This is a genomic window from Synechococcus sp. A15-28 (assembly GCF_014280175.1).
Taxonomy (GTDB): domain Bacteria; phylum Cyanobacteriota; class Cyanobacteriia; order PCC-6307; family Cyanobiaceae; genus Parasynechococcus.
Window position 1 is genome coordinate 2,196,285 of record NZ_CP047931.1, and the last position, 23,387, is coordinate 2,219,671.

The following is a 23,387-nucleotide window of genomic DNA, read 5'->3' on the forward strand; positions in this document are numbered from 1 at the left end:
CTGCTGCCCTCCCCCCATCAGCTCTGGCAGGCCCCCACCGACGCGGTGCTGAGTGGCGAGGGCCCCCGGCAGCTACCGGGGGCCTGGCGACTGATGCTGCTGGGGGACGGCAGTCCCACCCGTCATCTCAGGCTTCTCACCGGTGAGCCGGTGGCCGTGGACCTGATCGCCATGGAACCGGAAGCCGGTCTGCCGGCGGAAGCACCGGCCGAGGTGGCTGAGCTGCAAGGGCCCTTGCTGCGACGCCAGGTGTGGCTCACCTGTGGCGGCCAGCCCCTGGCCTGGGCGGAGAGCTGGTGGAATCAGGCGGAAGCTGAGCTGCATCTGCGGGACCGCAACCTGCCGATCTGGAAAAGCCTCACCCAAGGGCGCTCCGAACTGTTCCGCGAAGTCGATGGCCTGGCGCTGGTGCAGGCGGACTGGCTGGAGCACACCTTCGGCCACCGCGGGCCCTTCTGGAGCCGGCACTACCGCTTTTTCCGCAGCGGCGCAGCGCTCACGGTGATCCGTGAGGTGTTCAGCCCGCAGCTGGAAACCTGGCTGGGACCGACCTTGCGCCAGGAGCTTCAACAAAGTTCATGAACAATTCTGCGAGATTGTTGGGATTTGCTCTTGACAACTTGCCTTTACATGTGCACCGAGGAATATGTGGACACATCGGTTCACCGTGTCATGGCTGCCCTCAACCCCTGGCTCAGCCTCACCGACCTCGGTCGGATCTACGGCATTTCAGCCATCCACTGCGGTCGCATCCTTGAGCAGCAAGGTTGGCGCGATCGACGCGGACGCCCCACCCCTGCGGCTCTTGAAGCCGAAGCCGCCAGCTGCGCCGGCACCCATGGCCAGGGCCGCACGGTGTTCTGGAGCCGCGCGATCTGTTCGGAGCTACTGGAAAACATGGGCTACGCCCCGATGAGCCGCAACGTGCAAGTCGAACAATGGACCCAGCTGCTGGAAGCCATGCAGCTGGGCTCTCCTTCCATCTCCGCCACCCCGGACCAGATGGCCGAAGAAATGCCCAGCGAACTTGTGGAGGAGGTGAACCAGCAGTTGGAGGTGCGCGGCTGCAGCTATCGCGTCAGCCGCCACCATCGTCAGGCCAGCCGCAGTGCCTCGGCCTGCTGAAGCCTCCGTCAGTCACGCCGACGACTGGAGCGGGGCAACGACCGCCGCGGGGCTGACGGTTGAGGGTCAACGGCGGGAGTGACCTGGCCGCGGGTCCGTTGCCAGCGGTCCACCCGGAAGCTGTCGTCCTCCGGCCAGTCATCCACGGACCCTGGGTCAGGGGTCGTCATCGCAGGGACCGAGGGCGCCGATGCGACCTGACGGCCCCGACGGGAAATGGCTTCAAGGGGACGTTTGCCGCTGCGCATCGGTCGATCGTTCTCCTGCCAGGGCTCCCGCCAGGCATCGTCGTCCTCCAACAGCCACTCAACCTTGTCGCCCACCCAGCGGCCGACGGAATCCAGATCAAAACTGCTGCGGCGCTGACCGGGGCGACGTCCTGAAACGCCGTCGACAAACTGACGACCGGTCTCGATCCAGGTGTCCAGTCGGCGGTCTCTGCGATCTTCCATTCCCCGACGTTACCGACGCCGACGGCGCAACCAATGCTCCCGTCGCAGTCCGATCAGAGCGATGGTGAAACCACCAAGTTCCAGCGACAGAAGAAACACCTCCATCTCAGACCGCAGATTCGAACTGCAGCACGCAGCTGTGGTGCCAGCGCCCACCGTGATGCTGATCACAGCACCTGCGGCAGGCGGCGTTGCTGATGCGGCGACGGTAGGGGTAGCGGGTACCGCAACTGGGACAGACCGCCCACCAGCGCGGGGGTTTCACCGGAACGGGGTAGTGGTGGCGCACGCTCACCTGAAACCGGCTCTGAGCGGCATTGATCGCGTCCATCTGTGCCCGAAAGCGTGGACCGTGGCTCTCCCGTTTCCTCAGCACCAGATCCACCCAGGCATGAATCATTTCGTGGCAGAGGGTGCTTTCCGTGGCCTCCTGCGGCAAAGGTTCCAGCAACGGCTTCGACAGCACGATCTCGCTGCCCCTTCCCTCCCCGATTCCAGGGCCACGGCGATACAGACCAGCGGTCCGGCTCATGCGGGCGTCACTCCAGCGCACAGAACTCAGCGGTGACCCGTCCCGCGCAAGAACACCGTCGAAATGCTGACGGTTCAGACGATGAAAGATCGGCAGCAACGGCAGCAACGGCACGTTCGGGTGGGTTGCAGCGATGCAGCATCATCCTGCCTCGGTCAGTCAGACTCGTCGCTGCTTTGAAGGCAGGCGATGGAACTGGGTCTAATCCGCGAGGTGGGCGTCAAGTCACTGCTGGCAGGTGGTGGTGCCCTGCTCCTCTACTGGACTTACACCGCGGTGAAGCTGGTGCTCAGCGCCCGCGGCATCAACCCACTGATCAAGCAGTTCTTCACCCAAGTGGCGGCCGGGCGCATCGATGCCGCCTACCTGCTCACCACCAAGGCCTACCGCCAGCACGTGAACCGCCAGCAGTTCATCCGCTTCCTGGCGGACCTGAAACTGAACAAGTTCCGCAACCTCAAATCCGGTCGGCCCCGCATCCAGGAGGGTGACATGATCCTCACGGTGAAACTCAAGGCGGAGAACGACGACGAACTGCCCCTGGACTTCACCTTCAGCAAGGTGGACGACAACTGGCGCATCGCCCGCATCAACCGCATCAATGGCTGAGCAACAGCAGCGGGCCGCGGAACTGCGGTCCCTGCTCAACCGAGCTGCCCACGCCTATTACGTCCTCGATGTCCCGGTCATGGAGGACACGGTCTACGACCGGCTGTACCGGGAGCTGCAACAGCTGGAGCAGGCCGATCCGAGCCTGCTCACTGCCGACAGTCCCACCCAACGGGTGGGAGGCCCTCCGGCGACGGGCTTCCACAGCGTCGAGCACCGGATCCCGCTGCAAAGCCTCGATAACGCCTTTGATCAAGAGGAACTGAAGGCCTGGCATCAACGCCTGCTCAAGCTGCTGGATCGCTCTGAAGACAGCGCTTTACCCCTGGTGGGAGAACTCAAGATTGACGGCAATGCCCTGGCCCTGAGCTACCACCAGGGGGTGCTGGAGCGGGCGGCCACCCGCGGTGATGGCAGCAGCGGTGAGGAGATCACCGCCAATGTGCGCACCATCAGTTCCATCCCGCTGCGGCTCCAGATCAACGATCCGCCGGAGTGGGTGGAGGTGCGCGGCGAAGCCTTCATCCCCGATGACACCTTTGCAGCGATCAACACCGAACGCGCCGCCCGCGGCGAGGCCCTGTTCGCCAATCCCCGCAACGCCTGCGCCGGCACCTTGCGGCAACTGGATCCCAAGGTGGTGGCTGCCCGGCGACTCGATTTCTTTGCGTACACCCTGCATCTGCCCGATGGGCTCTCACCCGCAAACCAATGGCAGGTGCTGCAGTGGCTGGAGCAGGCGGGATTCCGCGTCAATCCCAACCGCGAGCTCTGCGATGACCTGAACGGCATCGAACGCTTCTGCGACCGCTGGGAACAGCAGCGCCACCAATTGCCCTACGCCACTGACGGTGTGGTGGTGAAACTCGACGATCTGCGCCTGCAGGATGAGGCGGGCACCACCCAGAAGGCGCCGCGCTGGGCCATTGCGCTGAAGTATCCAGCGGAGGAAGCCCCCAGCAAGCTGTTGAAGCTGGTGGTGCAGGTGGGCCGCACCGGCGCCGTCACACCCGTGGCTGAATTCGAGCCGGTGGCCCTGGCGGGCACCAGCGTCAGCCGCGCCACCCTGCACAACGCCGACCGCATCGCCGAACTGGACCTGCACCTCGGTGACACCGTGGTGGTGCGCAAAGCCGGGGAGATCATTCCTGAGGTGGTGCGGGTGCTGGCGGAACTGCGGCCCGAAGGAGCCGTTCCCCTGGACCTGCCGGACCACTGTCCCGAATGCGGTTCCACCCTGATACGCGACGACAGCGAAGCCGCCACCCGCTGCATCAACAGCAGCTGCCCGGCGATCCTGCGGGGTGGTTTGCGCCACTGGGTCAGCAAAGGTGCCCTGGATGTGGACGGACTCGGCAGCAAGTTGATCGAACAGCTGGTGGAGCGCGGTCTGGTGCGCTCGATCGCCGACCTTTACCGCCTGGATGCAGCCCTGCTGAGCAGCCTGGAGCGGATGGGCGAGAAATCCGCCGCCAACCTGGTGGCCGCCCTCGAGCAATCCAAACAACAGCCCTGGCACCGGCAGCTCTACGGCCTGGGGATCCGCCACATCGGTGAGGTGAATGCCAAAGCTCTTGCAGCGGCCTACCCCAGCAGCGCCAGCCTGGTGGCCGCTGAGCCGGAAAGCATCGCCGCGCTGCACGGCATCGGCCCAGAAATCAGCAGCAGCCTGCAGCAATGGCACGCCAACCCCGCCAACCTGGCTCTGCTGGAGGAGCTGAGGGCGGTCGGCCTGTCGCTGGAAGCATCCGCAACGGAACAGACGGCTCAGGTCAGAAGCGAAGACGCCAGCAGCGCCGTGCTGCAGGGCAAGACCTTGGTGCTCACCGGCACCCTGCCCAGCCTCAGCCGGAGTGAGGCCAAGGCCCTGATTGAAGCCGCCGGCGGCAAGGTGAGCGGCAGCGTCAGCAAGAAAACCGATTACCTGGTGGCGGGGGACGCAGCCGGCAGCAAGTTGACCAAAGCTGAGAGTCTGGGAGTAATAATCCTCGACGAAGCTCAACTCCTAGAGCTATTGAAGTCATGAAAAAAGCCCCCTTCTAAAAGGGGGCAGAAATCATTGAACGCTGTTAATCAGACCGTGATCTGAATTGCATTCTGAAGGTCAATCGCCTGATCAGCGGTGATGCCTTTAACGAGAATCGTACCGGCGTCGTGAATGATTTTGATGCTCCGCTCAGGGTTGCTGGGCTGGGACACTTCAAAGCCGGTCGACTCATCGATGGCGATCACGTCACCCTCTTCAAAACTGAAGCCCATGATTTTATCCTTGCCAGCTGAGCCGGCATAAACATCGGCGCCGCCGCGCCTGCGCAGCTTGTCATAACCGAAACCGCCATCGAGCAGGTCATCAGCTTTCCGGCCCTTCAGCATGTCGTCACCGCGGAGACCTTGAAGTGCGCTGCCAGTACGTGTAGCTACGAGTTGGTCATTGCCGCGCGTACCCATGATTTCATCAGCGGGGTCCACGAGATCGGACTGGCTGGGACGGAGCAGAACAGAGCGGGGGGAAGCAATGACGTCAGCGTCCTTGATGTCGACAACGCCACCGAGTTCCTCAGCGATGTAAGTCGCCAGAATTTCCTGCTCACCAATGACGGTCTCGATCTTGTCCTGAAGCGGAACAAAGGCCTGATAGCCATCACCACCACCAGCCTGGTAGTTGTTCGTGGCCAGGGTGAAGGTTTCCTCCAGTGCTGTCTGGTTAACTGCGAAGTCCTCGACGAGCTCAACGGTGCTGCCGTCATCCCGGGTCACCGTGAGGTTGGCCACGCGGCTGGTTTCACTGAGAGAAAGCGCCTCTTCAACACCAGGCCGATAGGTGACGAACTCCAGCTCAACGCCGGCGAAATGAGGGAACCGTCCATCCAGGGCGGGAGCCCGGCTGACGCCGTTTTCAACAATGGCCAGGAACTCAGCGCCGGTGAGATCCATGATGGTGAGTTGGTTATCGAACGCCAGAGCGGCGTTCACCTGCAGCTGGGTAATCGGGGAAAGACCGGCGATGGTGTCGCGAATACCGCCACCGTTTTTCAGGGCGATATCAGCGCGTTTCGTTTCACCGATTTCTTCGAGGTACTCGTTGGCATACCAGAGCGTTGAATCAGCAGCGAGGCGACCCAGGTTGGTTTAGCGACTGCGGATATCAGCGCGAACGCCATTGAGGCTGTCGGTGGTGGTGCCGACTTCGGCGAAGGCGGCCTGCAGCTCATCTGTTGCCAGCAGAGCTTCATAGGTGCTCACCACAACGGGATCAGCCACTGCATCGCCGGAGGTCCAGGCACGGAGAGCGACTAAACCCTCATCGTTCGTGGGCACAGGGCCGCTGTTGTCGGCGTCGTAGCTGGTGATCTCACCGTTGTCGTCGAAGTTCACCACCAGGTGGCCCACATAGCGCCAGATCTGCTCGGTGTTGGTGATCAGAACGGTGTTGCCCTCGGAATCAGCCGACTGCAGAGGGTAGTTGTGCGTGATCGGATTGCCTGCTTCTTCGGTACGCAGCAGGTTGAACGGACCGCTGGGGGTGTCAGCGGACATGTAACCGGTCATGCCGGCCTGGATGATCACATCGACACCATCCAATTCCGCAGGAAGAACGGATTGATTGGTGTAGTCCTGAGCGTGATCAATGAAGATGATTTTATTGACACCTTGATTGGTGAGGCGATCGATCTCCGCCTGAATCAGGGGGAGCGGCTCAAGCACTGGTTCCCGAGCCGTTCCCTCACCACTGGTGCCACCGATGTAGTCCAGACCGGGCAGGTTGCCATCGGCGACCAGGGAGAACATTTCACTGGGTGAACGGCCGATCAAACCAATCTGCTCACCGTCGATTTCGATATAGGCGGAGGGTGCAATCTTGCCTGCCAAGTCTTCAACGCTTTGAGCGGGCTCACCGGCGGCGTAGCTCACGAAAGGAGCGGCATTGCCGTCCGTATCAACAACGGAGCTGAAGTCGAGGTTGGCGGACAAATGGACGTACTCCGATGCATTCACCATGTCGATGAACTCACCGATGTTCCCATCCATCTCATGGTTACCAATGCCATTGGCCTTCACGCCCATGGCATTGAAAATTTTGATATCCGCTAAGCCAGGCTTACCTTCTGTAGTTTCACTAGCAGAATAAAAGAGATGAGGAAGGGTGTGGTCTCCAGCGGTGACATGAAGGCTGGCCCAACCCTGCGCTGCAGCTTCATCCTGCAAGCCATCAGTGATGGCTGCGTAATTAACAACCTTGTCCTCAAGTGTATTGACATCCTTGAAGTTGGACTCGTTGTCAGAGCTGTGAATCAGCTGAAGCTGAAAAGCCATGATTTAAGAATAAATCTCAAACTAATAATTAGATGAAATTTTCGCAGGATCCTTCAGTCCTTGTTGCACGGAGCACACAATGCTGTCTTGCGCATTACGAGGATCAATTCGTAAAAGTAGCCAGCAGCTTTACACGTTTATCTAACTCTAGTCATAGAAATTATTATGCATAAAAAAACCCCTTGCTGATGCAAGGGGTTGAAGAGATTCGCTCTATTTGATCAGCCCAGATCAGCCTGACTGATGGCGTAGGTGTCCAGAGTGCGGGACACCTCGTTGGTCACAAACATGTGACCACTGGTCTTCGAATCGTTGACGAAGAGCAGACCCTCTGGGGAGAGGGATTCGGGAGATTGGAGAGTGGCCACGTGCTTAACGCGGTCATCGTTGTCTGCCGCATTGATGTCAACAACCTCAAAGATGGGAACAATCGTTCCGAGCTCATCTTCGTCGCCGTTGTTGTAGCAACGCTCCAGCGCAACAGCGATGTAGTGACGCTTGTTCTTCTTCTTGCCGAAGGAGAAGTACTCAACGGTTTCAGGCTCGGTACCCTTGTCATCGCTGCGGCCGTCGGGATAGTAGCCGAGTTCAGCAGCAATTTCTTCGGTGAGGTTGCCGGAGTCGTAGACGACTTCACCTTCATTATTGTGAATGGAGAAGCCACGGCCGCCGAAACCGACCATGTTGCCGGTAACAGGATCGTTCTGATCAGCCAGGGTTTTCAGGCGTCCCTCAGCAATGATCTGTGAGTCGTAGTTGCTGACATCACCGAAGTCCTCCAAATCCTTGGCACGAACTTCATCAGACCAGAACTCATCGTCCGAGCTGACACCGTACTTCTTAGTGATAAAGAATTCATCACCTTCTTCAGCTTCGAAATCTCCCTCGGAGCCAACGCCCGCTTGGTCGTAGATGTAGATCGTTTCGATCAGGTTTAGGGGATCAACAAAGGAATCGATCTCAGCACCGGTGGAGTTTGTTCCGTAGGAATAAACTCCAGCGGCCTCAGCCTCGAAGTTCACATCATCCGGACGGACGCGGCCATCACCCTCATTGGGGGAGATGAACAAAATCTGCTTCTTACCACCAAGCTTGGTTTTGAAGGTATCGATGCCGTCAGGCATCCGTGCACTGGTTACGCCCTCTTTAACAGAGGGATTGTATCCATCGTCCTTATCGGTGGTATCAAAGGGGATACCTGACCAATCCTTGTAGCCAAGGCCGAAAACGCCGGTGATTTTTCCTTTCTTCAGATTGACTTCAGCCAAAGCGTTGTTCTCCTGCAACGCCACGAGAGCTGTCTTGTTGCCGGTGATACCGACGTACTCAGGCTCGAGGTCGATCCGTGCAAACTTGTTATTGCCTGATTTCTCAGGGCCGTACATCCGAACGCCGTTGTTCTCGTAGTAGCTGTTGTTCTTCGTGAAGTAGAGGATATTAACGTCAGACTTAGCAGGTTTCTTGTTATTAATATCGATGATTGAAATACTTCCAGGAGGGTTCTGACCGGCCTCATCAGAGCCGTAGAAATCGAGAGGCTCTCCCTCATCAGCAGTGACCAGTTTGTGGCCTTTCTTCGTGAAGGACAGCTGGTCGGGCTGGAAGCCGACGTCAACAGAACCACGGCTGATCAGTTCGCCGGCTTCGTAGTTGAAAAACTCGACCTTGCCCTCGCGGGTGTCACGATCAAAAACGGAGGCCGCGACCAAACCCTTAGAGCTCACGCGAACGTCGGAAACGTCGCCTTCCAGGTAGTACTCAGCGACAACTTCTCCCTGGTCGTAACCATTGGAGTAATCAACTGCAACAACCTGACCACCTTTGTCATCGGTGTACTCACCGGTGATGACGAAAGCAGTTTTGGTTGCGGGGTCCCAGTCAACTTTTTCAGCACCACCGGGATTAACCGATTGCAAAGGACTGATGATTTTGTCGCTGATCACGGCGGAAAAAACATACCCCCCGGAAAATGCCATCAGTAAGCAAAGAAGGATTTATGCCAGGTTTAAGATCTGATCAAGGTCCCTTGCGGGACATGTTCGTTGTGCACTAGGCAAACATTCCCTCCTTTCTGCCCTCAGATGGAACTGCACCGCTGGATCAAGACCGACTGCGGCAGAGCCAAACTGGCTGATCTTGCAGCTCGCCCTGGTGTTCTTGCTCGCCTGCGGCTGGTTTGGTTTGTGCTAATCGCGGCTATCCGCGACTGGCCGCTACCCAATCCTGATCAGAGCGGCGACTCATCTTCCTGAAGCGCCTGGCGTGCGGCACGGCTCACAAGAACGACCACACCGATCGTGGCCACCACCCCCGCCACCCTCAGAGTCCAGGTCATCGGATCCGCCTCACCCCCCAGCACTTCACCAAAGCGGGCGACATCGCCGGCCAACGCCCCCAACCCGCAAAACAGCACCGTTCCAGGGAGGATGCCGATCAAGCCGATGCTGTAGTCCCGCAGGCTCACCTCACTAAGGCCATAGGCCAGGTTGAGCAACGAAAACGGAAAGGCGGGCGAAAGGCGCGTCAGCAGCACCAGCTTCAGCCCCTCTTTGCTGACGGCCCGCTCCACCGCCTGCAGCTTGGGGAGCTGCTCCAATCGGCGCTGGGCCCAGTCGCGCAGCACCGTGCGACCAAGCAGGAACACCACCACCGCCCCAAGGCTGGCGCCAACGAACACCAGGCCACTGCCAAGCCAGGTGCCATAAAGAACCCCGGCCAGCATCGAGGCCCACACCCCCGGCAGCAGCAAGGTCACCCAGAGGGCATAGAGCGGAATGAACGCCACCGCCCCCAGCGGGGAGCGAAGTAGCTCCAACGCATCCGGGAGCCAGTGCTGAACCAGGGAGATCAATTGGACACCCACCCACTCGGCGGAGCATGGCACTCAACTGGAGGCTGAGGTGTAGAAGCGCAGGGCAAAAAGCCAGAAAGCCCGCGCCGCCGCAAAGAACAGCACCGCCAGAGCCAGGCCCGCCAGCAGGATGGGTGCGGCGGCTTCACCGAGCAGCACCTGGGCTGGAACCGTGGTGAGAAACGCCACCGGCAGCACCAGGGTGAACAAGAGACGCAGGGCCGGTGGATAGGCGGTGAGGGGATAACGGCCGGAGGCCAGCAGGGCCCGCAGCACCTCGGTGGCATTCCAGGTTTTGACGAACCAGATGCTGGTGGCGGCAATCAGGAACCAGAGCGAATAAAGGATCAAGCCACCGGCCAGCAGCATCACCAGCACGGTGAAGAAGGAGGGCAGCGTGAGCACCACACCGGCCTGATGGCTGCCCCAGGCCAGAAGGCCAAGTCCCAGACCGATCTCCGGCAGCCCTGCCGGCGACAGGGTGCGCAACGACAACCAGAACTGGCTGTCGATCGGTTTGAGCAGCACGAAATCCAGGGTTCCCTCGCGCACATGGGTGACGATCGCCCCGAGGTTGGGGCGCAACCAGGTGGTGGCCATGCCATCGAACACCGTGTAAAGCCCCTGCACCATCAGAGCCTGGGCCCAGCTCCAGCCCCCCAACGTCTGATCGGGGCCATAGAACAGCGAGAGCAGGAACAGGCTGCCGCTGAGGCTCATCGCCACCGCCAGCAACTCGATCAGCACGTTGGCCTGATACTCCAGCTGCACGGCCACGGCCGTACCCCAGAAGCGGCGCAGGGTTCGCCAATACCGCCCCATCAGGCCCCCATGGCGCTGTAGCGCCGCACGCCGGCCCGCCATAGCAGCAACAACAGCGGCAGCAACAGGACGATCCAAGCCAGCTGGGCACCAAAGCCCGCCAGCAGATCCACCGGCTGGCCCGCCAGCACCCGGGCTGGAAAGTCGATCAGATAAGGGAAGGGCGTCCACTGGGCCAGGGCCCGCACCGCCGGCGGAAAGGCCGTAAGCGGTGCCAGCAAACCGGAAAGGAACAGGAAGGGGATGAACTGAAGCCGCTCCAGGGCACTGGCCTTCTCACTCCAGAAGCAGAGGGCGGCCAGCAGGCTCTGGAACAGGAAGGCGATGGCAAAGGCCATCCAGGTGGCCAGCCAGGCCAGCAGGAAGCCCCCCAACGACGGCAACCAGAAGGCCTGGGGCTGCACGGCAAAGAACACCGCCGCGATCAGGGCTGCAAAGGGCAGACGGGTGAGCTGCTCACCCAGGTGGGCCGCCACATAACGCCAGAGCGGATGCAGCGGCTGCAGCAGATAGGGCGACAGCCGGCCCTGCAGGGCGTCCTCCTCAAAGGCGTACACCACCCACACCACTGAGAACTGGCGCACCAGAAAGGCGCTTAGGAAGTAGCGATCCAGGGCCACACCATCCAGCTCCAGCCCAGGGCGCGCGTCGCTGCCGCTCCAGACGCTGAGCATGATGAACGGCAGCACTCCTGAGAGGGCCCAGAGGGCGATCTCAGCGCGGTATTCGAGCATGTGGGCGTACTGGGTTCCCAGCAGCACCCGGATGATCCGCCGGTTCAGCCCGAAGATCCGCATCAGACGCGCCCCTGCCGAAACAACCCACCGATCAGTTCTTCAATCGGTGGATCGGTCACATCCAGATCACGCACAGGGAAACGATCCAGCAGTTGCGCCACCACGGCGGTGAGCTGATCGCGCGGCACCATCAGCCGCACATCACAGCCCTCCAGCTGCTCCAGACGCCCCAACCCCGCCAAGGCATCCGCTGCAACGGGCGACTCCAGTTCCAGCCGCACCTCCCGCTCCGGCGCCAGTTGATCGGCCAGCACCTCAAGAGGACCGTCGTGGAACAACCGCCCCTGGTGGATGAGCAGCACCCGGGGACACAACGCCGTGATGTCAGCCATGTAGTGGCTGGTGAGCAGCACCGTTGCCCCCGTGCGGCGGTTGTAGTCCGCCAGAAACTGCCGCACCCGGGCCTGGGCATTCACATCCAGCCCCAGGGTCGGTTCATCAAGGAACAGCACCTCCGGCTCATGCAGCAGCGCCGCCAGCAATTCGGCCTTCATCCGCTGGCCCAGGGAGAGCTTGCGCACCGGCCGGGTGAGCTCCTCCCCCAGCTCCAGCAGATCAGCCAGCTCACTGATCCGTCGCCGGGCCACGCCATCGGGGATGCCGTACACCGCCGCATTCACCCGCAACGAATCCATCGGCGGCAGGTCCCAGAGCAGCTGCTGTTTCTGACCCATCACCAGGGTGATCCGCCGCAGGAACTCCGCCTGACGGCGCTGCGGACTGAAGCCCGCCACCTGCACCTCCCCAGCGCTGGGGTGAATGAGGCCGCAGAGCATCTTCAAGGTGGTGGTTTTGCCAGCGCCGTTGGCGCCAAGAAAGCCCACCATCTCGCCGGGCTCGATCCGGAAGGACACGTCCTGCACCGCCGTCACATCCCGGGTGCGGCGGCGAATGAAATGGCGCAGGGTGCCAGCCAGGCCGGGCTGCTTCTCGGCAACCCGGTAAGTCTTGCTCAGCCCCTCAACCTGAATCACCGACTCAGCTCAGATCCGCCAAACGTTTGCGGGCCAGATCGGCCTGGGCCTGCTTCTCATCCAGGTTGGCCTGGCATTCCGCCACCACCTCCGGCGGTGCCTTATCGGCGAAGTTGGGGTTGCCCAGCCGGCCCGCCAGGCCCTTGATCTCCTTCTCGGCCTTGGCGATGTCTTTCTCGAGGCGGCCCTTGAGCGCATCGAGATCCACCAGGCCTTCGATGGGCAGCAGCACCTGCAGCTCACCGCTCACCCCCGCCAGGGCCTTGGCCACTGGAGCCGTATCCGCTTCCGCCGGCGCCATCACCGCCACCGACTCCGCCCGCGTCAACGCCGTGATGTCGGCCGTGCCCTGGTTGAGCACCGCCGCCAGCTCGCCGCGTCCGGTGACAAAGCGCACCGGCACCGATTGGGAGGGCTTGAGACCGGCCACCGCCCGAAGGTTGCGCACCACACGGATAGCACCGATCAGGTCTGCGAAGGAGGCTTCCAACGCGTCATCGAGGGCGCTCTCCTGCAGGGCCGGCCAGGGCTGCAGGGCCAGGAAGGTGGTCTCCGATTCGCCCGTGACGCTGTGCCAGAGCTCCTCGGTGAGGTGGGGCATCAACGGATGCAGCATCAGGTGCATCTGGCTGATCACCTTGGCCAGCACCTGCTTAGCCACCCGCTGATCAGCAAGGGCCTCGGCTGAGGGGTTCTCACCGGGATTGAGCCGGCGCTTGCTCAGCTCCAGATACCAGTCGCAGACGTCGTTCCAGGCGAACTCGTAGAGGCCCTTGGCCGCTTCACCCAAGCCATAGCTGCTGTAGCGCTCGGCCGTCTCCCGGTTCACCCGGGCCAAGCGCGACAAAATCCAGCGGTCTGCCAGTTGCAAGGCCGCGGGGTCAGGATCACCGAGTTGAGCCGGCGTTTCGTCGCCCAGGTTCATCAACGCGAAACGGGTGGCATTCCAGAGCTTGTTGGCGAAGTTGCGCGAGGCCTCCACCGTGGCGGAGGTGTCCTTCTTGCGGTCGTAATCGAGGCGGATGTCCTGACCCGCACCGGCCACTTCGCGCACCAGGGCGAAGCGCAGGGCATCGGTGCCGTAGCGGTCGATCAGCAGCAGCGGATCGATGCCGTTGCCGGCGCTCTTACTCATCTTGCGGTTCTGCTCGTCCCGCACCAGGCCATGGATGTAGACGTCCTGGAAGGGCATCTCACCGGTGAAGGCGCCGGCCATCATCGTCATCCGGGCCACCCAGAAAAAGATGATGTCGAAGCCCGTCACCAGGGTGCTGGTGGGGTACCAGCGCTGCAGGTCAGCGCTGTCAGCATCGGGCCAACCGAGGGTGGAGAAGGGCCAGAGGCCACTGGAGAACCAGGTGTCGAGCACGTCTTCGTCCTGCTCGATCTCCGCCGCCGCGCCGTACTCCGCCTTGGCCTTCGCCAGGGCTTCGGCTTCATTGCGAGCCACTACATAAGGGGTGGTGTCGGTGTACTTGCCCCCGGACTCGCTGATCACGAACCAGGCGGGGATGCGATGCCCCCACCAGAGCTGGCGGCTGATGCACCAATCGCGGATGTCGGTGAGCCAGTCGCGATACACCTTCTCCCAGCGCTCGGGGATGAAGCGGGGGTCCTGCTTCTCGAGGGCTTCGCGGCAGCGCGCTGCCAGGGGCTCGGTTTTGACAAACCACTGGGTGGAGAGCAGGGGCTCCACCGGCACCTTGCCGCGATCGGAATAGGGAACGCTGTGGCGGTAGTCCTCCACCTTCACCAGCAGCCCCAGCTCCTCCAGGCCAGCCACCACGGCCTTGCGGGCCTCGAAACGATCCAGCCCCTCGAACTGGCCGGCCTCCTTGTTCATCGTGCCGTTCTTGCGCATCACCGTGATCTGGGGCAGACCGTGGCGCTGGCCGATGGCGAAATCGTTGGGGTCGTGGGCCGGTGTCACCTTGACGCAACCGGTGCCGAACTCCTTCTCCACGTGGTCGTCGGCCACGATCGGAATCTCCCGCCCCACAAACGGCAGGGTGAGGGTCTGGCCCACCAGGTGGGCGTAGCGCTCGTCGGTGGGATTCACCGCCACCGCCGTGTCACCAAGCATCGTTTCGGGCCGGGTGGTGGCCACCTCCAGATGGCCATCGCCGCTGCTGAGCGGATAGCGGAAATGCCAGAGGTGGCCGTCCACCTCCTTCATCTCCACCTCGAGGTCGCTCACCGCCGAACCGGAGGCGGGGCACCAGTTCACCAGGTACTCACCGCGGTAAATCAGCCCCTGCTCATGCAGCCGAACGAAGGCCTCCTTCACCGCCTCACTCAGACCCTCATCCAGGGTGAAGCGCTGGCGCTTCCAATCCACGGAATAACCCAGCCGCCGCAGCTGGCCCACGATCCGGCCACCGCTTTCGGCCTTCCACTGCCAGGCCCGCTCCAGAAACGCCTCACGGCCGAGGTCGTGGCGGGTCTTGCCCTCCTCCTTCAGCTGCTTCTCGAGGATCGTCTGCACCGCAATCGAGGCGTGGTCGGTGCCCGGCAGGCAGAGCACGTTCTTCCCCGCCAGGCGTTGGTAGCGCACGATCGTGTCGATCAGGGCCGTGTTGAAGGCATGGCCCATGTGCAGGCTGCCGGTCACATTCGGCGGCGGGATCACCACCGAGAACGGGTCACCGGGGGCCTTCGGGTCGGGATGGAAGGCGCCCTGGTCCTCCCAGGCCTGCTGCCAGCGGGCCTCCGTGCCAACCGGGTCATAGGTCTTGGCCAGTTCGGGCACGAGAGGCAGAGAATCGGTGCGGCCATGGTCGCAAAAGGTGCTGACGGCCTAAGCGACTCTTCCTAAGCTCAGTACACGCCGTTGATGCCATGACTGCCGGGTTAAGTCGAGCGTGGCTCGTGGGCCTGACGGCAGGGCTGTTGAGCGGCTGTAGTGCCATCGATGCACTGCATCCGTCAGCGGTGCTGGACATCGTCCGCACCATCGACAACAAAGCCAACATCACAACGCAGGATTACGAACAGCTGGAGTACATCTCGAATCTGGTGTTCCAGCAGATCCGTGACATCGATCCACAGATCCAACCTCAGCTGCAGCTGCAATCCAGCACAAACTTCATCGACGAGATCCGCCAGCAAACGGACAGCGGCTTCGTGCCTGATTTGATCATCACCGACAGCGAAACAGCACTGGCGCTGTACCGATCGCGGCTGATCGATCCAATCCAACTTTCGGAGCAGGACCGCCAGAACACCCCCCAAAGCCTGCTCGATCTGGTCACCGCCAAGAACGGCGCCCTGGTAGCGCGCCCCTCAATCAATTCGTGCAGCTGGCTTGCTTCAACAAAGAGCGCCTGCCCACGTCTCCAAGGACGTTGGAGGACCTGAAACAGAGCAGCAGTGACGCCACCTTCGGCATGGCCGTCCAGCTCAAGGATCTGTTCTGGAGTGCGGAGGCCTTCGATGCCGGCCCGGCCCTGAAGGCCGCAATGGATTCTTCAGGTACAAGTCAAGTCGACTACGAGACGGTAACCGCCTGGCTGAGTTGGCTGGTGGACTCCAGCTACCAGCAGAACATCCGTTTTCTCAACAACCAGGGCAACCTCAGAGACGGACTGATACAAGGCGAACTCGACTGGATCACCTGCTGGAGCAACAATCTCAGAGGTCTGAAGCTGAAGCTGGGCGACAGGCTCGGAGTGACGGCCCTCCCAAAGGGCCGAATCAGAACCGCACCGCCACCACGCGTCTGGAGGTCTGGGCCCTGGGCCGAAACTCCAGCCCGCTGCAGCGGCGGAAAGCCTTGTTGATGGTGGAATTCGTCACCAAGCCCTGGGCTCAGAAGACCTACTCCCTCACCACCAAAAACTCCATGCCAGTGAGCCAGAAGGCGGCCACGGTGGTGGCATCGAAAATCCCTGGCGGCAATGAAGCCCTGCGCAACTACGTCAGCGCTGAGGGACTCATAGACAAAATGCGCGTGAAAGCACGGATTTTCCGCGACCCCGTTCGCTACGAAATCATCTCCGATGCCCTGCTCGACACCATCTACGACATCCAAACCCCCGAACAGGGGGCTGAACAAATCCTGCAGGGCCTGAGGGAGAAGCGCTGATGCTCCAGGATCTGAACCGGGAAGTGGTCACCTGGCTGGGCTATCTCCAGCGGGGTTCCGTACTGCTGCAGCTGGCGATCGTGGTGAGCACGTTGCTGGTCGACAAGCGCAGTAGATGGACCCGTCGCCTGGACTCCGAAGTCTTCAGCACCTTTGCAGAACTGGTCGCCCCATTGCTGCTGATGCTGTTAGGGGCTGCCATCAAAGCGTTGGGTTTCCCCGGTGGCTTGGTGCAGTACCTGGCCACACTCTGGCTGCTGTGGCGGCTGTTCAAACCCATCAACTTGCTCGTGGAGCAGCGCTTCCCGAACTTGCCGGTGAATGAACTGGATCGAATGCTGTTCCGGCCCTTGTTGCTGGTGTTCACGGTGCTCAGTTTCTTCCAGATCCTGGGCAGCCGCGAATCCCTGGCCATCATTGAAATCGGGGACGTCTTCGGGGTAACCCTCACCGTGGGCAAGCTGTTCACAGCCCTGACAATCACCTACCTGATCGTCGCCTACGCCAAGCGTCCCGCTGCGCTGGTGGCCTGGCTGGGGGGCTACTACATCGGACTGAAACCCCAGGGACAACGGGCTTTGGAAGTCATCCTCCAGTACTCGGTAATCGGCGTCGGCGTGATGGGGGTGGCGTATTACATCGGCATCAACGGAACCGCCCTGGTGGCGGTGGCCGGGGGCCTCTCAGTGGGCATCGGCTTCGGTATCAAGGAGATCGTCTCCAACTTCATCAGCAGCCTCTGGCTGTTGTTTGAAGGTTCGGTTCGCCCGGGCGAGATCCTGATGATCAACGGCGACCCCTGCAACGTGCGCAAGCTGGGGCTGCGGGCCACCCAATTGCGCCGGGGCCGCGATGGAGCGGAACTGCTGATCCCCAACCAGAACTTCTTCACCCAGGAGGCGGAGTCGTACACCGCGGAGGAAACCTCACGCCGCGACGCGGTTGTTGTTGGTGCTCCTTACCACCATGAGCCCAAACAGGTGATTGCGATCCTTGTCGAGGTCGCCCAGCAGCACGAGAAGGTCCTCCAATACCCTCCCCCGGCAGCGTTCACCATCGATTTCGCCGACTCCTCGATCAACTACAAGCTGCTGTTCTGGGTACGCAATCCCCTGGAAGCCTTTGGTGTGGGGAGCGACTTACGCCAAGCCATCTGGACGGCATTTGAGAAGAACGGAATCGGCATTCCCTTCCCCCAGCGCCAGGTGTATCCCATGGAATGGCCCCCTTCCAAGGAGCAAACCCACAGGATCGGTAGCCCCTCCAATCAGCTGCAGGCCGATGCAGGAAAAGACTCAGCTGGCGAGGCGCCGTAGGTAATCCTCCTGGCGTCCGGCGTTGATCCAACCGGTGGCGATCAATTTGCTGGCTTGATGATTCACGCGCCCGCGGTGGATGTGGGACGGACCAGCCGGAAAGATCAGCAACTTGCCCCGCTCCGCTGGTTCGTGGTGCCCCTGCCAGTGGAACTCGGTTCCTGCTTCATCCACGTCGTTGCAATAGAGAATCCAGGCCAGCACCCGATGCACCGGTTCGGTGGCCTCATCGCTGATGGTCCAATCGCAGTGCCAGCGCTTGAAGCCTTCGCCCGGGGCGTAGTGCTGAAGGTTGAAGATCGGGTTCACAAACAAGGCCTGCTCCGGGCAGCAGTCACGGAACAGCGGTCGCTCCTGCAGATAACGGTCCAGGCCCGCTGAAACACCTCGCAGAATCAACTGCGCCAACGCGAAGGATTCAGGATCCGAACGATCCATCGCCACCAGGCTGATGTCGGTGCTCTGTTTCGCCGGTTCACCCTCCCCCTCCGGTCCGAAGGCCACGCCAGGCCGCTGCAAATCCACCCGGCGCTCGAAGAACTCACGCACCGCGTCGGCCACCGAGGCGTAACCGGGATTGCTGTAGTGCCCGATCAGGTTCATGACGCAGCCTCCCGGCGGGGGATGGCCACCACCGCATCCAAGGCCTGCCAGCGGCCCCGATCGGCCAGCACCTCGTCCTGCAACTGAACCCTCTCGATCACCGCCGCGGCCCGATCGAGATCCAGATGCACACCAGGCCCCATCGGCAGCACCAGCACCTGTTGCTCCGCCGGATCCGCCATCACCTGCAGATCCAGATCCTCCAGTTCCCGCTCAAAGAACACCCGCCGCATGCGTGTGGTCACCGTCGGGCCGAGGGCCTCAACAAAGCGGGACATCCCCGCCTCATCCCCGGCACAGCCGCAGTTGAGCGACATCCAGATCAGCAACTTCACCCAGCTGTCCACCGACCACAGCGGCTGAAAACTCTCGCGGTGCTGCCGCACGAGCTCGCCGATGGCGAAATCAAACAGGGTGGCCTGCAGGCCAGTGGCGTCAGCGGAATCCATGGCGTTCATCCTCTCCTGCGAGAGGTCAGACTGGAAGTACTGGCTGCTCTCCCCATGGCCCTGGATCTCAACGATCCCGAACTTGAATTCTCCGATCTGGTCTACGCCTACCAGAGCTGGGTGATGGCGGTGATCAACGACGAGAAGCTCGGCGGTGACGACAAATTGCTGACCGATGACATCACCGAGGACGCCCTGAATGCCATGCGCTTCCTCCCCGGTGAAGTGACCAGTGCCATTGAAACCAGCCTGGCCCGCGTTTACGACGTGGATGCCGATGAGCTGGCGGAACTGCTCTTCCCCGAAGACTGAACCCAGCCATGGTCTGGACCGCTGATGCCATTCCCTCCCAGGAGGGGAGAATTGCGCTTGTCACAGGGGCGAACAGCGGATTGGGTCTGGCCACAGCCCGAGCCCTGAGTGCCTGTGGCGCCACCGTGGTGATGGCCTGTCGATCCCGGCGTAAGGGTGAAACGGCGCGAAGCCAGCTTCTGGAAGCAGGGCTCACCGGCCTGGATCTTCTCGAGCTCGACCTGGCGGACCTGAACAGCGTCCGCCGCGCGGCATCCGAGGTGAGCGATCGATACGGACACGTCGATCTGCTGTTCAACAACGCCGGGGTGATGGCGCCACCACGCACCCTCACAAAGCAGGGGTATGAACTGCAATTGGGCGTTAACCACTTGGGCCATATGGCCCTCACCCTGCAACTGCTGCCGCTGATGCAGGGCCGCAACGACGCCCGGGTGGTGACGGTGACCTCCGGTGCCCAGTATTTCGGCCGCATTCGCTGGGACGACCCCAGCTGGGACGAGGGCTATGACCGTTACGGCGCCTACAGCCAGAGCAAGCTGGCCAATGTGATGTTTGCCCTGGAGCTGGAGGCGCGGCAACAGGAACAAGGTGGCAGCATCCGCTCTCTGGCAGCCCACCCCGGCCTGGCCCGAACCGATCTGCAACCGACGGCCATCGCCACGGGTGGCAACCGCTTTGAGGCACTGGCTTACCGCCTGATGGATCCTTTGTTTCAGAGCGCCGCCATGGGGGCCCTGCCTCAACTGCATGCCGCCACGGCGGAGACGGCGCAGGGGGGAGAGCACTACGGCCCGGACCAACTGGGGGGCATGCGTGGCCACCCAACCCGCTGCCGCATCGCTCCTGCCGCCCTCGACCGTGAGCAGCGTCAACGGCTCTGGCAACTCAGCGAAGAGTTGGCTGGTGGCCTTCTGAAGCCATGACAATTAGTTCCTCGCCTGCCTTGAACCCCCGTCAACAGGCATTGCTGACGGCTCTCAACGCCTGTGGGGATGAAATGAGTGGCCAAGAGCTGCATCGCAGCCTCGATAAGACGGTCTCCATGGGACTGGCCACGGTGTACCGCAACCTGCGACAACTGCAGCAACGGGGCCTGGTGCGCTGTCGGCATCTGCCCACGGGTGAAGCGCTGTATGCCCCCGTGGACCGGGATCGCCACCACCTCACCTGTGTGGACTGTGGGAAGACCCAGGTGCTGGATCATTGCCCGATTCATGGCATCGACATCCCCGCGGAAAGTCGAGCTGACTTCGAATTGTTGTTTCACACGCTTGAATTCTTCGGACTGTGCAGCAGCTGCCGCCCGCAGCCGACCTCCGAACCATGACCCTGGCCGCGACCTACTACGGAGCCAACGGCTGGCTCCTGGAATTCAACAACCTGCGGGTTCTCGTGGATCCCTGGCTTCGGGGAAGCCTGGGTTTTCCGCCGGGATCCTGGCTTCTGAAAGGGGTTCTCCCCCATGAGCGTCCCGCACCCGGGACCCTCGATCTGCTGCTGCTGACGCAGGGGCTGGCGGACCACAGCCACCCCGAAACGCTGGACCTCCTGCCCCGTGATCTGCCCGTCATCGGTTCGGCCTCCGCAGCACGGGTGGTGAACTCCCTTGGATTTCAGACCGTCACCAGCCTCAGACCAGGAGAGACGGCTAACCATAGGGGGCTGACGGTGCGCGCCACTGCCGGAGCCCCCGTTCCCATGGTGGAAAACGGCTACCTCCTGGAGCATGAGTCTGGGCAGCTGTACCTGGAGCCCCATGGCTTCCTGGATCCAACCCTGCCCGAGCAACCCCTGGATGCTGTGATTACGCCGATGGTGGACCTGGGTCTTCCGGCCTTCGGGACCTTTGTCAAAGGCCGAAGCGTGGCCGCGGAACTGGTGCAGCGTTTTCACCCAGCCATCATGCTGGCCAGCACCTCCGGCGGCGATGTTCGCTTCAGCGGAGCCCTCAGTGGAATCCTTCAGATGAACGGGTCCGTGGAGCAGACCGGCCGTGACCTGCCGACGAGCACCCGATGGCTGGACCCCAGCCCGGGAGAGCGTTTGATGCTGAAACCGTAAGCAAAGAGATTCTTACTGACTGGAGGGGAACAACCGGAGGAATCGCGTTACAGTTCGTTACAGATCAAACGAAATCCCCGATGGCCAACAGCAACGACAGCTGGTTCCAGACCACCGCAGCCCGTGAAATTCACCTGGAACAGCTCAAGCAGGCTGAGCGTTTCAATGGCCGCGCCGCCATGCTCGGCATCGTGATCGGAATCATCACCGAAGGACTCACCGGAGCAGGCATTGCCCACCAGATTGGCCTCGGTCCCCTTGTGGACGGCTATGCCGCCTGCCGCACCCAGTTTCTTCCCTTCTGCTTCTGACCCTCAGAACCATTCCCGGGCCATGGCCAGGCGCTGCTGCAGCTCCTGATCAGAGGCCCGGGACAACACTGAGACCTCAATCTGCAGCAGGGTCTGCACCAGGTTTCCGCCATACTTCTCCTGGGCACGGAAGCGCCGGTAGGCATCCATCAAAAGAACGCGGGCATCGTCGAAAGACAAGGAAGCATGAACCTGGGCAAGCTTCCTGCCGCAATCTTCCAGACTTAATCTCATCTTAAGAATGTACGCCCGGGCTGACCGTACCGACCCCTGAATTCGACGATTGGTCACAACCGCGACAGAAATGGGCTAACTTCTTTACACGTTGGTCCGGAGCAACCGGATGCAGTTCGTTCCAGGCCATGCAACGGGGGCCAGGACGCTGTGGAGACCCCAATGTCCCCCCTCTCTCTGATTCAGAAACGCACCCAGCGCCAGCAGCGACTTGAAGCTGCTCGCCGCCAGATGGCCAAGGCAGAAGGTTGTTTCGACCTTAAGGTCAACAGCTCCCGCATCGCAGCGGCCCCGCTGTATGACCTTTCGTACCGAGCCATCAGCGCCAACTGGCTTTGACTCTCGTGGTGGGCTCCTTCGTGGGGTCCACCGTTCATAACAAGCAAGATCAAGTTCAATCAGGCCATACCTTCGCTTTGATGGGTTCATTCGATCTGTTCTGATGACCCTCGGTCGATTCCTGATTCTGTTTGCCATCGGGATTGGCGCTGGACTTGTGCTGAAGCTCACCTGGCTCTATTGGTTGCTCGGGCTGTCAGCGGGATGGGTGCTGTTCAAACTTATCAAGGGTTGATATCAAGTTCAAAGGCGTTGACCTCCTGACATCGACCGGTCTCGTGTGAACGGTTACTGACGACCGTGTTCGCAGCTCCTATCAACGGCGAAAATCCGCCGAGTGATGATCACAACCGCAACCCGTCTGCGACTCCAGGACATCTGCCAGCGCATTGCCCTGGGGGAACCGGTGACCCTTTCAGAGCGCATCGAACTTCAGAAATTCGCTGATCGAGATCGCAGCGTCCTCTCCTGGATGAATCGTGCTCAGCGCACACAAGGGCAGGGTGCCGTGACGGGACTCAACCAACTGCTCATGGACATGGATCTCGGAAGCAGAGACCCCGCTGATCAGCATCGTCCTGAGGACGACCTCGGCGGTTGGTTCGGCAATGCTGATCCCTGGCTCCGCCGAGACTGAGTCTGGTGGTACAACCATCAGTCAGGGGAGTTGATGCGCTGATCATGCCGAGGCATGGCCCACCGGATAAAGGCCTCTTTGTTGTGGCGTGATCCCCGACGCGCGCAATGCTCTGATGCTTTCTGCTTTGCTGCATCAGTGAAAACACCGGATTGTTCAATCTGTGTGAACTCGCAATGGCATTGGGCCGTCGCAAGATCATTCATCAACTCCGCAACTTCACCCCACATGCGCATCTCTCGTTCCATGCATAACGCGTGATAGCTCACGTAATCAGGCTCCATTGGATCCGGATCCACCGGCTCAGACCCGCCTCCATCAAAGGCAAACCCCGACGCACATAACCCCAGCGCAGCAAAACCAACCAGTAAAGAATTAAGCCATTTACGTTTCATCATTAATCAAACGAAGAGCAGCGTTCAGAACGGCTCGCTTCGCATCCTTCCGCTGCATGCCTTCACGTTCAAAATGGCGAACAATGCGGGACAGGTCCCACCAGACAGCCGCCTCCACTTCATCCATTTTATTCGCGACATGAAGTGGCATGGCCGTCAGGCGACTA

At 61.3% G+C, this 23,387-nt stretch carries 32 protein-coding genes; 17 read left to right on the forward strand and 15 right to left on the reverse strand.

Annotated elements, in window-relative coordinates:
- Together SynA1528_RS12395 and SynA1528_RS12400 are read left to right on the forward strand one after the other, a co-directional pair.
- Positions 1 to 582, forward strand: coding sequence for a chorismate lyase (locus SynA1528_RS12395; RefSeq protein ID WP_186588501.1), 582 nt, complete (start codon positions 1 to 3; stop codon positions 580 to 582).
- Positions 583 to 630: 48 nt separating this feature from the next.
- Complete coding sequence (locus SynA1528_RS12400) at positions 631 to 1,125, forward strand: hypothetical protein (RefSeq protein WP_186587003.1); 495 nt, start codon at positions 631 to 633, stop codon at positions 1,123 to 1,125.
- 8 nt (positions 1,126 to 1,133) lie between these two features.
- On the opposite strand, the gene SynA1528_RS12405 is transcribed toward SynA1528_RS12400, so the two are convergent.
- Entirely contained in the window at positions 1,134 to 1,577 is a 444-nt protein-coding gene (locus SynA1528_RS12405; protein ID WP_186587004.1) for a hypothetical protein, read from the reverse strand.
- 106 nt (positions 1,578 to 1,683) lie between these two features.
- Positions 1,684 to 2,223: a SprT family zinc-dependent metalloprotease gene (locus SynA1528_RS12410; protein WP_186587005.1), complete on the reverse strand. Its 540-nt coding sequence runs from the start codon at positions 2,221 to 2,223 to the stop codon at positions 1,684 to 1,686.
- Positions 2,224 to 2,298: 75 nt separating this feature from the next.
- Here SynA1528_RS12410 and SynA1528_RS12415 point away from each other — a divergent pair, with 75 nt between their 5' ends.
- Together SynA1528_RS12415 and ligA are read left to right on the forward strand one after the other, a co-directional pair.
- Positions 2,299 to 2,718: a hypothetical protein gene (locus SynA1528_RS12415; RefSeq protein WP_186587006.1), complete on the forward strand. Its 420-nt coding sequence runs from the start codon at positions 2,299 to 2,301 to the stop codon at positions 2,716 to 2,718.
- Positions 2,711 to 4,744, forward strand: coding sequence for an NAD-dependent DNA ligase LigA (gene ligA / locus SynA1528_RS12420; protein WP_186587007.1), 2,034 nt, complete (start codon positions 2,711 to 2,713; stop codon positions 4,742 to 4,744). The genes SynA1528_RS12415 and ligA overlap by 8 nt, the downstream gene beginning before the upstream one ends.
- A gap of 47 nt (positions 4,745 to 4,791) precedes the next feature.
- On the opposite strand, the gene SynA1528_RS12425 is transcribed toward ligA, so the two are convergent.
- Together SynA1528_RS12425 and SynA1528_RS12430 are read right to left on the reverse strand one after the other, a co-directional pair.
- Positions 4,792 to 5,841: a 5'-nucleotidase C-terminal domain-containing protein gene (locus SynA1528_RS12425; RefSeq protein WP_286187960.1), complete on the reverse strand. Its 1,050-nt coding sequence runs from the start codon at positions 5,839 to 5,841 to the stop codon at positions 4,792 to 4,794.
- Between the two features lie 6 nt (positions 5,842 to 5,847).
- Positions 5,848 to 6,783, reverse strand: a complete 936-nt coding sequence (locus SynA1528_RS12430; RefSeq protein ID WP_186587009.1) for a metallophosphoesterase family protein — start codon at positions 6,781 to 6,783, stop codon at positions 5,848 to 5,850.
- A gap of 69 nt (positions 6,784 to 6,852) precedes the next feature.
- Between SynA1528_RS12430 and SynA1528_RS12435 the strand changes: the two genes are divergently transcribed.
- Positions 6,853 to 7,068, forward strand: a complete 216-nt coding sequence (locus tag SynA1528_RS12435; RefSeq protein ID WP_186587010.1) for a hypothetical protein — start codon at positions 6,853 to 6,855, stop codon at positions 7,066 to 7,068.
- 185 nt (positions 7,069 to 7,253) lie between these two features.
- Here SynA1528_RS12435 and SynA1528_RS12440 read toward each other — a convergent pair whose 3' ends face one another.
- From SynA1528_RS12440 to SynA1528_RS12465, 6 genes are all read right to left on the reverse strand, one after another.
- A complete protein-coding gene (locus tag SynA1528_RS12440; protein WP_186587011.1) occupies positions 7,254 to 9,008 on the reverse strand; it encodes a choice-of-anchor I domain-containing protein in 1,755 nt (584 codons plus the stop codon).
- 251 nt (positions 9,009 to 9,259) lie between these two features.
- Complete coding sequence (locus SynA1528_RS12445; RefSeq protein WP_186588503.1) at positions 9,260 to 9,883, reverse strand: TVP38/TMEM64 family protein; 624 nt, start codon at positions 9,881 to 9,883, stop codon at positions 9,260 to 9,262.
- 33 nt (positions 9,884 to 9,916) lie between these two features.
- Positions 9,917 to 10,705, reverse strand: coding sequence for an ABC transporter permease (locus SynA1528_RS12450; RefSeq protein WP_186588511.1), 789 nt, complete (start codon positions 10,703 to 10,705; stop codon positions 9,917 to 9,919).
- Complete coding sequence (locus SynA1528_RS12455; protein ID WP_186587012.1) at positions 10,705 to 11,502, reverse strand: ABC transporter permease; 798 nt, start codon at positions 11,500 to 11,502, stop codon at positions 10,705 to 10,707. Before SynA1528_RS12455 ends, SynA1528_RS12450 begins: the two co-directional genes overlap by 1 nt.
- Complete coding sequence (locus SynA1528_RS12460) at positions 11,502 to 12,476, reverse strand: ABC transporter ATP-binding protein (protein WP_186587013.1); 975 nt, start codon at positions 12,474 to 12,476, stop codon at positions 11,502 to 11,504. The genes SynA1528_RS12455 and SynA1528_RS12460 overlap by 1 nt, the downstream gene beginning before the upstream one ends.
- Positions 12,477 to 12,480: 4 nt before the next feature.
- Entirely contained in the window at positions 12,481 to 15,225 is a 2,745-nt protein-coding gene (locus tag SynA1528_RS12465) for a valine--tRNA ligase (RefSeq protein WP_186587014.1), read from the reverse strand.
- Positions 15,226 to 15,314: 89 nt separating this feature from the next.
- On the opposite strand from SynA1528_RS12465, the gene SynA1528_RS12470 reads away from it, so the two are divergent.
- The 4 genes from SynA1528_RS12470 to SynA1528_RS12485 are packed head-to-tail and all read left to right on the forward strand — an operon-like array spanning position 15,315 to position 17,876.
- Positions 15,315 to 15,833 carry a hypothetical protein gene (locus SynA1528_RS12470; protein ID WP_186587015.1) on the forward strand — a complete coding sequence of 173 codons (519 nt, stop codon included), beginning with the start codon at positions 15,315 to 15,317 and terminating at the stop codon, positions 15,831 to 15,833.
- A complete protein-coding gene (locus SynA1528_RS12475) occupies positions 15,821 to 16,255 on the forward strand; it encodes a hypothetical protein (RefSeq protein ID WP_186587016.1) in 435 nt (144 codons plus the stop codon). Before SynA1528_RS12470 ends, SynA1528_RS12475 begins: the two co-directional genes overlap by 13 nt.
- Positions 16,255 to 16,560, forward strand: coding sequence for a hypothetical protein (locus SynA1528_RS12480; protein ID WP_186587017.1), 306 nt, complete (start codon positions 16,255 to 16,257; stop codon positions 16,558 to 16,560). The genes SynA1528_RS12475 and SynA1528_RS12480 overlap by 1 nt, the downstream gene beginning before the upstream one ends.
- The gene (locus SynA1528_RS12485) at positions 16,560 to 17,876 is read left to right on the forward strand and encodes a mechanosensitive ion channel family protein (RefSeq protein ID WP_186587018.1); all 1,317 of its coding nucleotides are present in this window, start codon (positions 16,560 to 16,562) and stop codon (positions 17,874 to 17,876) included. Before SynA1528_RS12480 ends, SynA1528_RS12485 begins: the two co-directional genes overlap by 1 nt.
- Here SynA1528_RS12485 and SynA1528_RS12490 read toward each other — a convergent pair.
- Both SynA1528_RS12490 and SynA1528_RS12495 read right to left on the reverse strand, forming a co-directional pair.
- Positions 17,856 to 18,479 (reverse strand): 2OG-Fe(II) oxygenase, encoded by a 624-nt coding sequence (locus tag SynA1528_RS12490; protein WP_186587019.1) that lies wholly within the window; start codon positions 18,477 to 18,479, stop codon positions 17,856 to 17,858. The genes SynA1528_RS12485 and SynA1528_RS12490 overlap by 21 nt on opposite strands.
- Positions 18,476 to 18,928 carry a protein phosphatase gene (locus SynA1528_RS12495; protein WP_186587020.1) on the reverse strand — a complete coding sequence of 151 codons (453 nt, stop codon included), beginning with the start codon at positions 18,926 to 18,928 and terminating at the stop codon, positions 18,476 to 18,478. Before SynA1528_RS12495 ends, SynA1528_RS12490 begins: the two co-directional genes overlap by 4 nt.
- A 54-nt stretch (positions 18,929 to 18,982) precedes the next feature.
- Between SynA1528_RS12495 and SynA1528_RS12500 the strand changes: the two genes are divergently transcribed.
- The 5 genes from SynA1528_RS12500 (at position 18,983) to SynA1528_RS12520 (ending at position 21,615) form a co-directional block, all read left to right on the forward strand.
- The gene (locus tag SynA1528_RS12500) at positions 18,983 to 19,240 is read left to right on the forward strand and encodes a hypothetical protein (RefSeq protein ID WP_186587021.1); all 258 of its coding nucleotides are present in this window, start codon (positions 18,983 to 18,985) and stop codon (positions 19,238 to 19,240) included.
- Positions 19,241 to 19,248: 8 nt separating this feature from the next.
- Entirely contained in the window at positions 19,249 to 20,166 is a 918-nt protein-coding gene (locus SynA1528_RS12505) for an oxidoreductase (protein ID WP_186587022.1), read from the forward strand.
- On the forward strand, positions 20,163 to 20,570 hold the full coding sequence (locus SynA1528_RS12510; protein WP_186587023.1) for a Fur family transcriptional regulator: 408 nt from the start codon (positions 20,163 to 20,165) through the stop codon (positions 20,568 to 20,570). Before SynA1528_RS12505 ends, SynA1528_RS12510 begins: the two co-directional genes overlap by 4 nt.
- Positions 20,567 to 21,304, forward strand: a complete 738-nt coding sequence (locus tag SynA1528_RS12515) for an MBL fold metallo-hydrolase (protein WP_186587024.1) — start codon at positions 20,567 to 20,569, stop codon at positions 21,302 to 21,304. Before SynA1528_RS12510 ends, SynA1528_RS12515 begins: the two co-directional genes overlap by 4 nt.
- Positions 21,305 to 21,384: 80 nt before the next feature.
- Positions 21,385 to 21,615, forward strand: coding sequence for a chlorophyll a/b-binding protein (locus SynA1528_RS12520; RefSeq protein WP_186587025.1), 231 nt, complete (start codon positions 21,385 to 21,387; stop codon positions 21,613 to 21,615).
- A 3-nt stretch (positions 21,616 to 21,618) separates the two neighbouring features.
- On the opposite strand, the gene SynA1528_RS12525 is transcribed toward SynA1528_RS12520, so the two are convergent.
- Entirely contained in the window at positions 21,619 to 21,795 is a 177-nt protein-coding gene (locus SynA1528_RS12525) for a hypothetical protein (RefSeq protein WP_186587026.1), read from the reverse strand.
- 216 nt (positions 21,796 to 22,011) lie between these two features.
- Here SynA1528_RS12525 and SynA1528_RS12530 point away from each other — a divergent pair, with 216 nt between their 5' ends.
- The 3 genes from SynA1528_RS12530 (at position 22,012) to SynA1528_RS12535 (ending at position 22,825) form a co-directional block, all read left to right on the forward strand.
- Positions 22,012 to 22,188, forward strand: a complete 177-nt coding sequence (locus SynA1528_RS12530; RefSeq protein WP_186587027.1) for a hypothetical protein — start codon at positions 22,012 to 22,014, stop codon at positions 22,186 to 22,188.
- A 103-nt stretch (positions 22,189 to 22,291) separates the two neighbouring features.
- Positions 22,292 to 22,423 carry a hypothetical protein gene (locus SynA1528_RS13310; RefSeq protein WP_286187837.1) on the forward strand — a complete coding sequence of 44 codons (132 nt, stop codon included), beginning with the start codon at positions 22,292 to 22,294 and terminating at the stop codon, positions 22,421 to 22,423.
- Between the two features lie 105 nt (positions 22,424 to 22,528).
- Positions 22,529 to 22,825 (forward strand): DUF8638 family protein, encoded by a 297-nt coding sequence (locus SynA1528_RS12535; RefSeq protein ID WP_186587028.1) that lies wholly within the window; start codon positions 22,529 to 22,531, stop codon positions 22,823 to 22,825.
- Between the two features lie 17 nt (positions 22,826 to 22,842).
- Here SynA1528_RS12535 and SynA1528_RS12540 read toward each other — a convergent pair whose 3' ends face one another.
- The gene (locus tag SynA1528_RS12540; RefSeq protein ID WP_186587029.1) at positions 22,843 to 23,220 is read right to left on the reverse strand and encodes a hypothetical protein; all 378 of its coding nucleotides are present in this window, start codon (positions 23,218 to 23,220) and stop codon (positions 22,843 to 22,845) included.
- Positions 23,210 to 23,371 (reverse strand): hypothetical protein, encoded by a 162-nt coding sequence (locus tag SynA1528_RS12545; RefSeq protein ID WP_186587030.1) that lies wholly within the window; start codon positions 23,369 to 23,371, stop codon positions 23,210 to 23,212. Before SynA1528_RS12545 ends, SynA1528_RS12540 begins: the two co-directional genes overlap by 11 nt.
- Positions 23,372 to 23,387 lie beyond the last annotated feature (16 nt).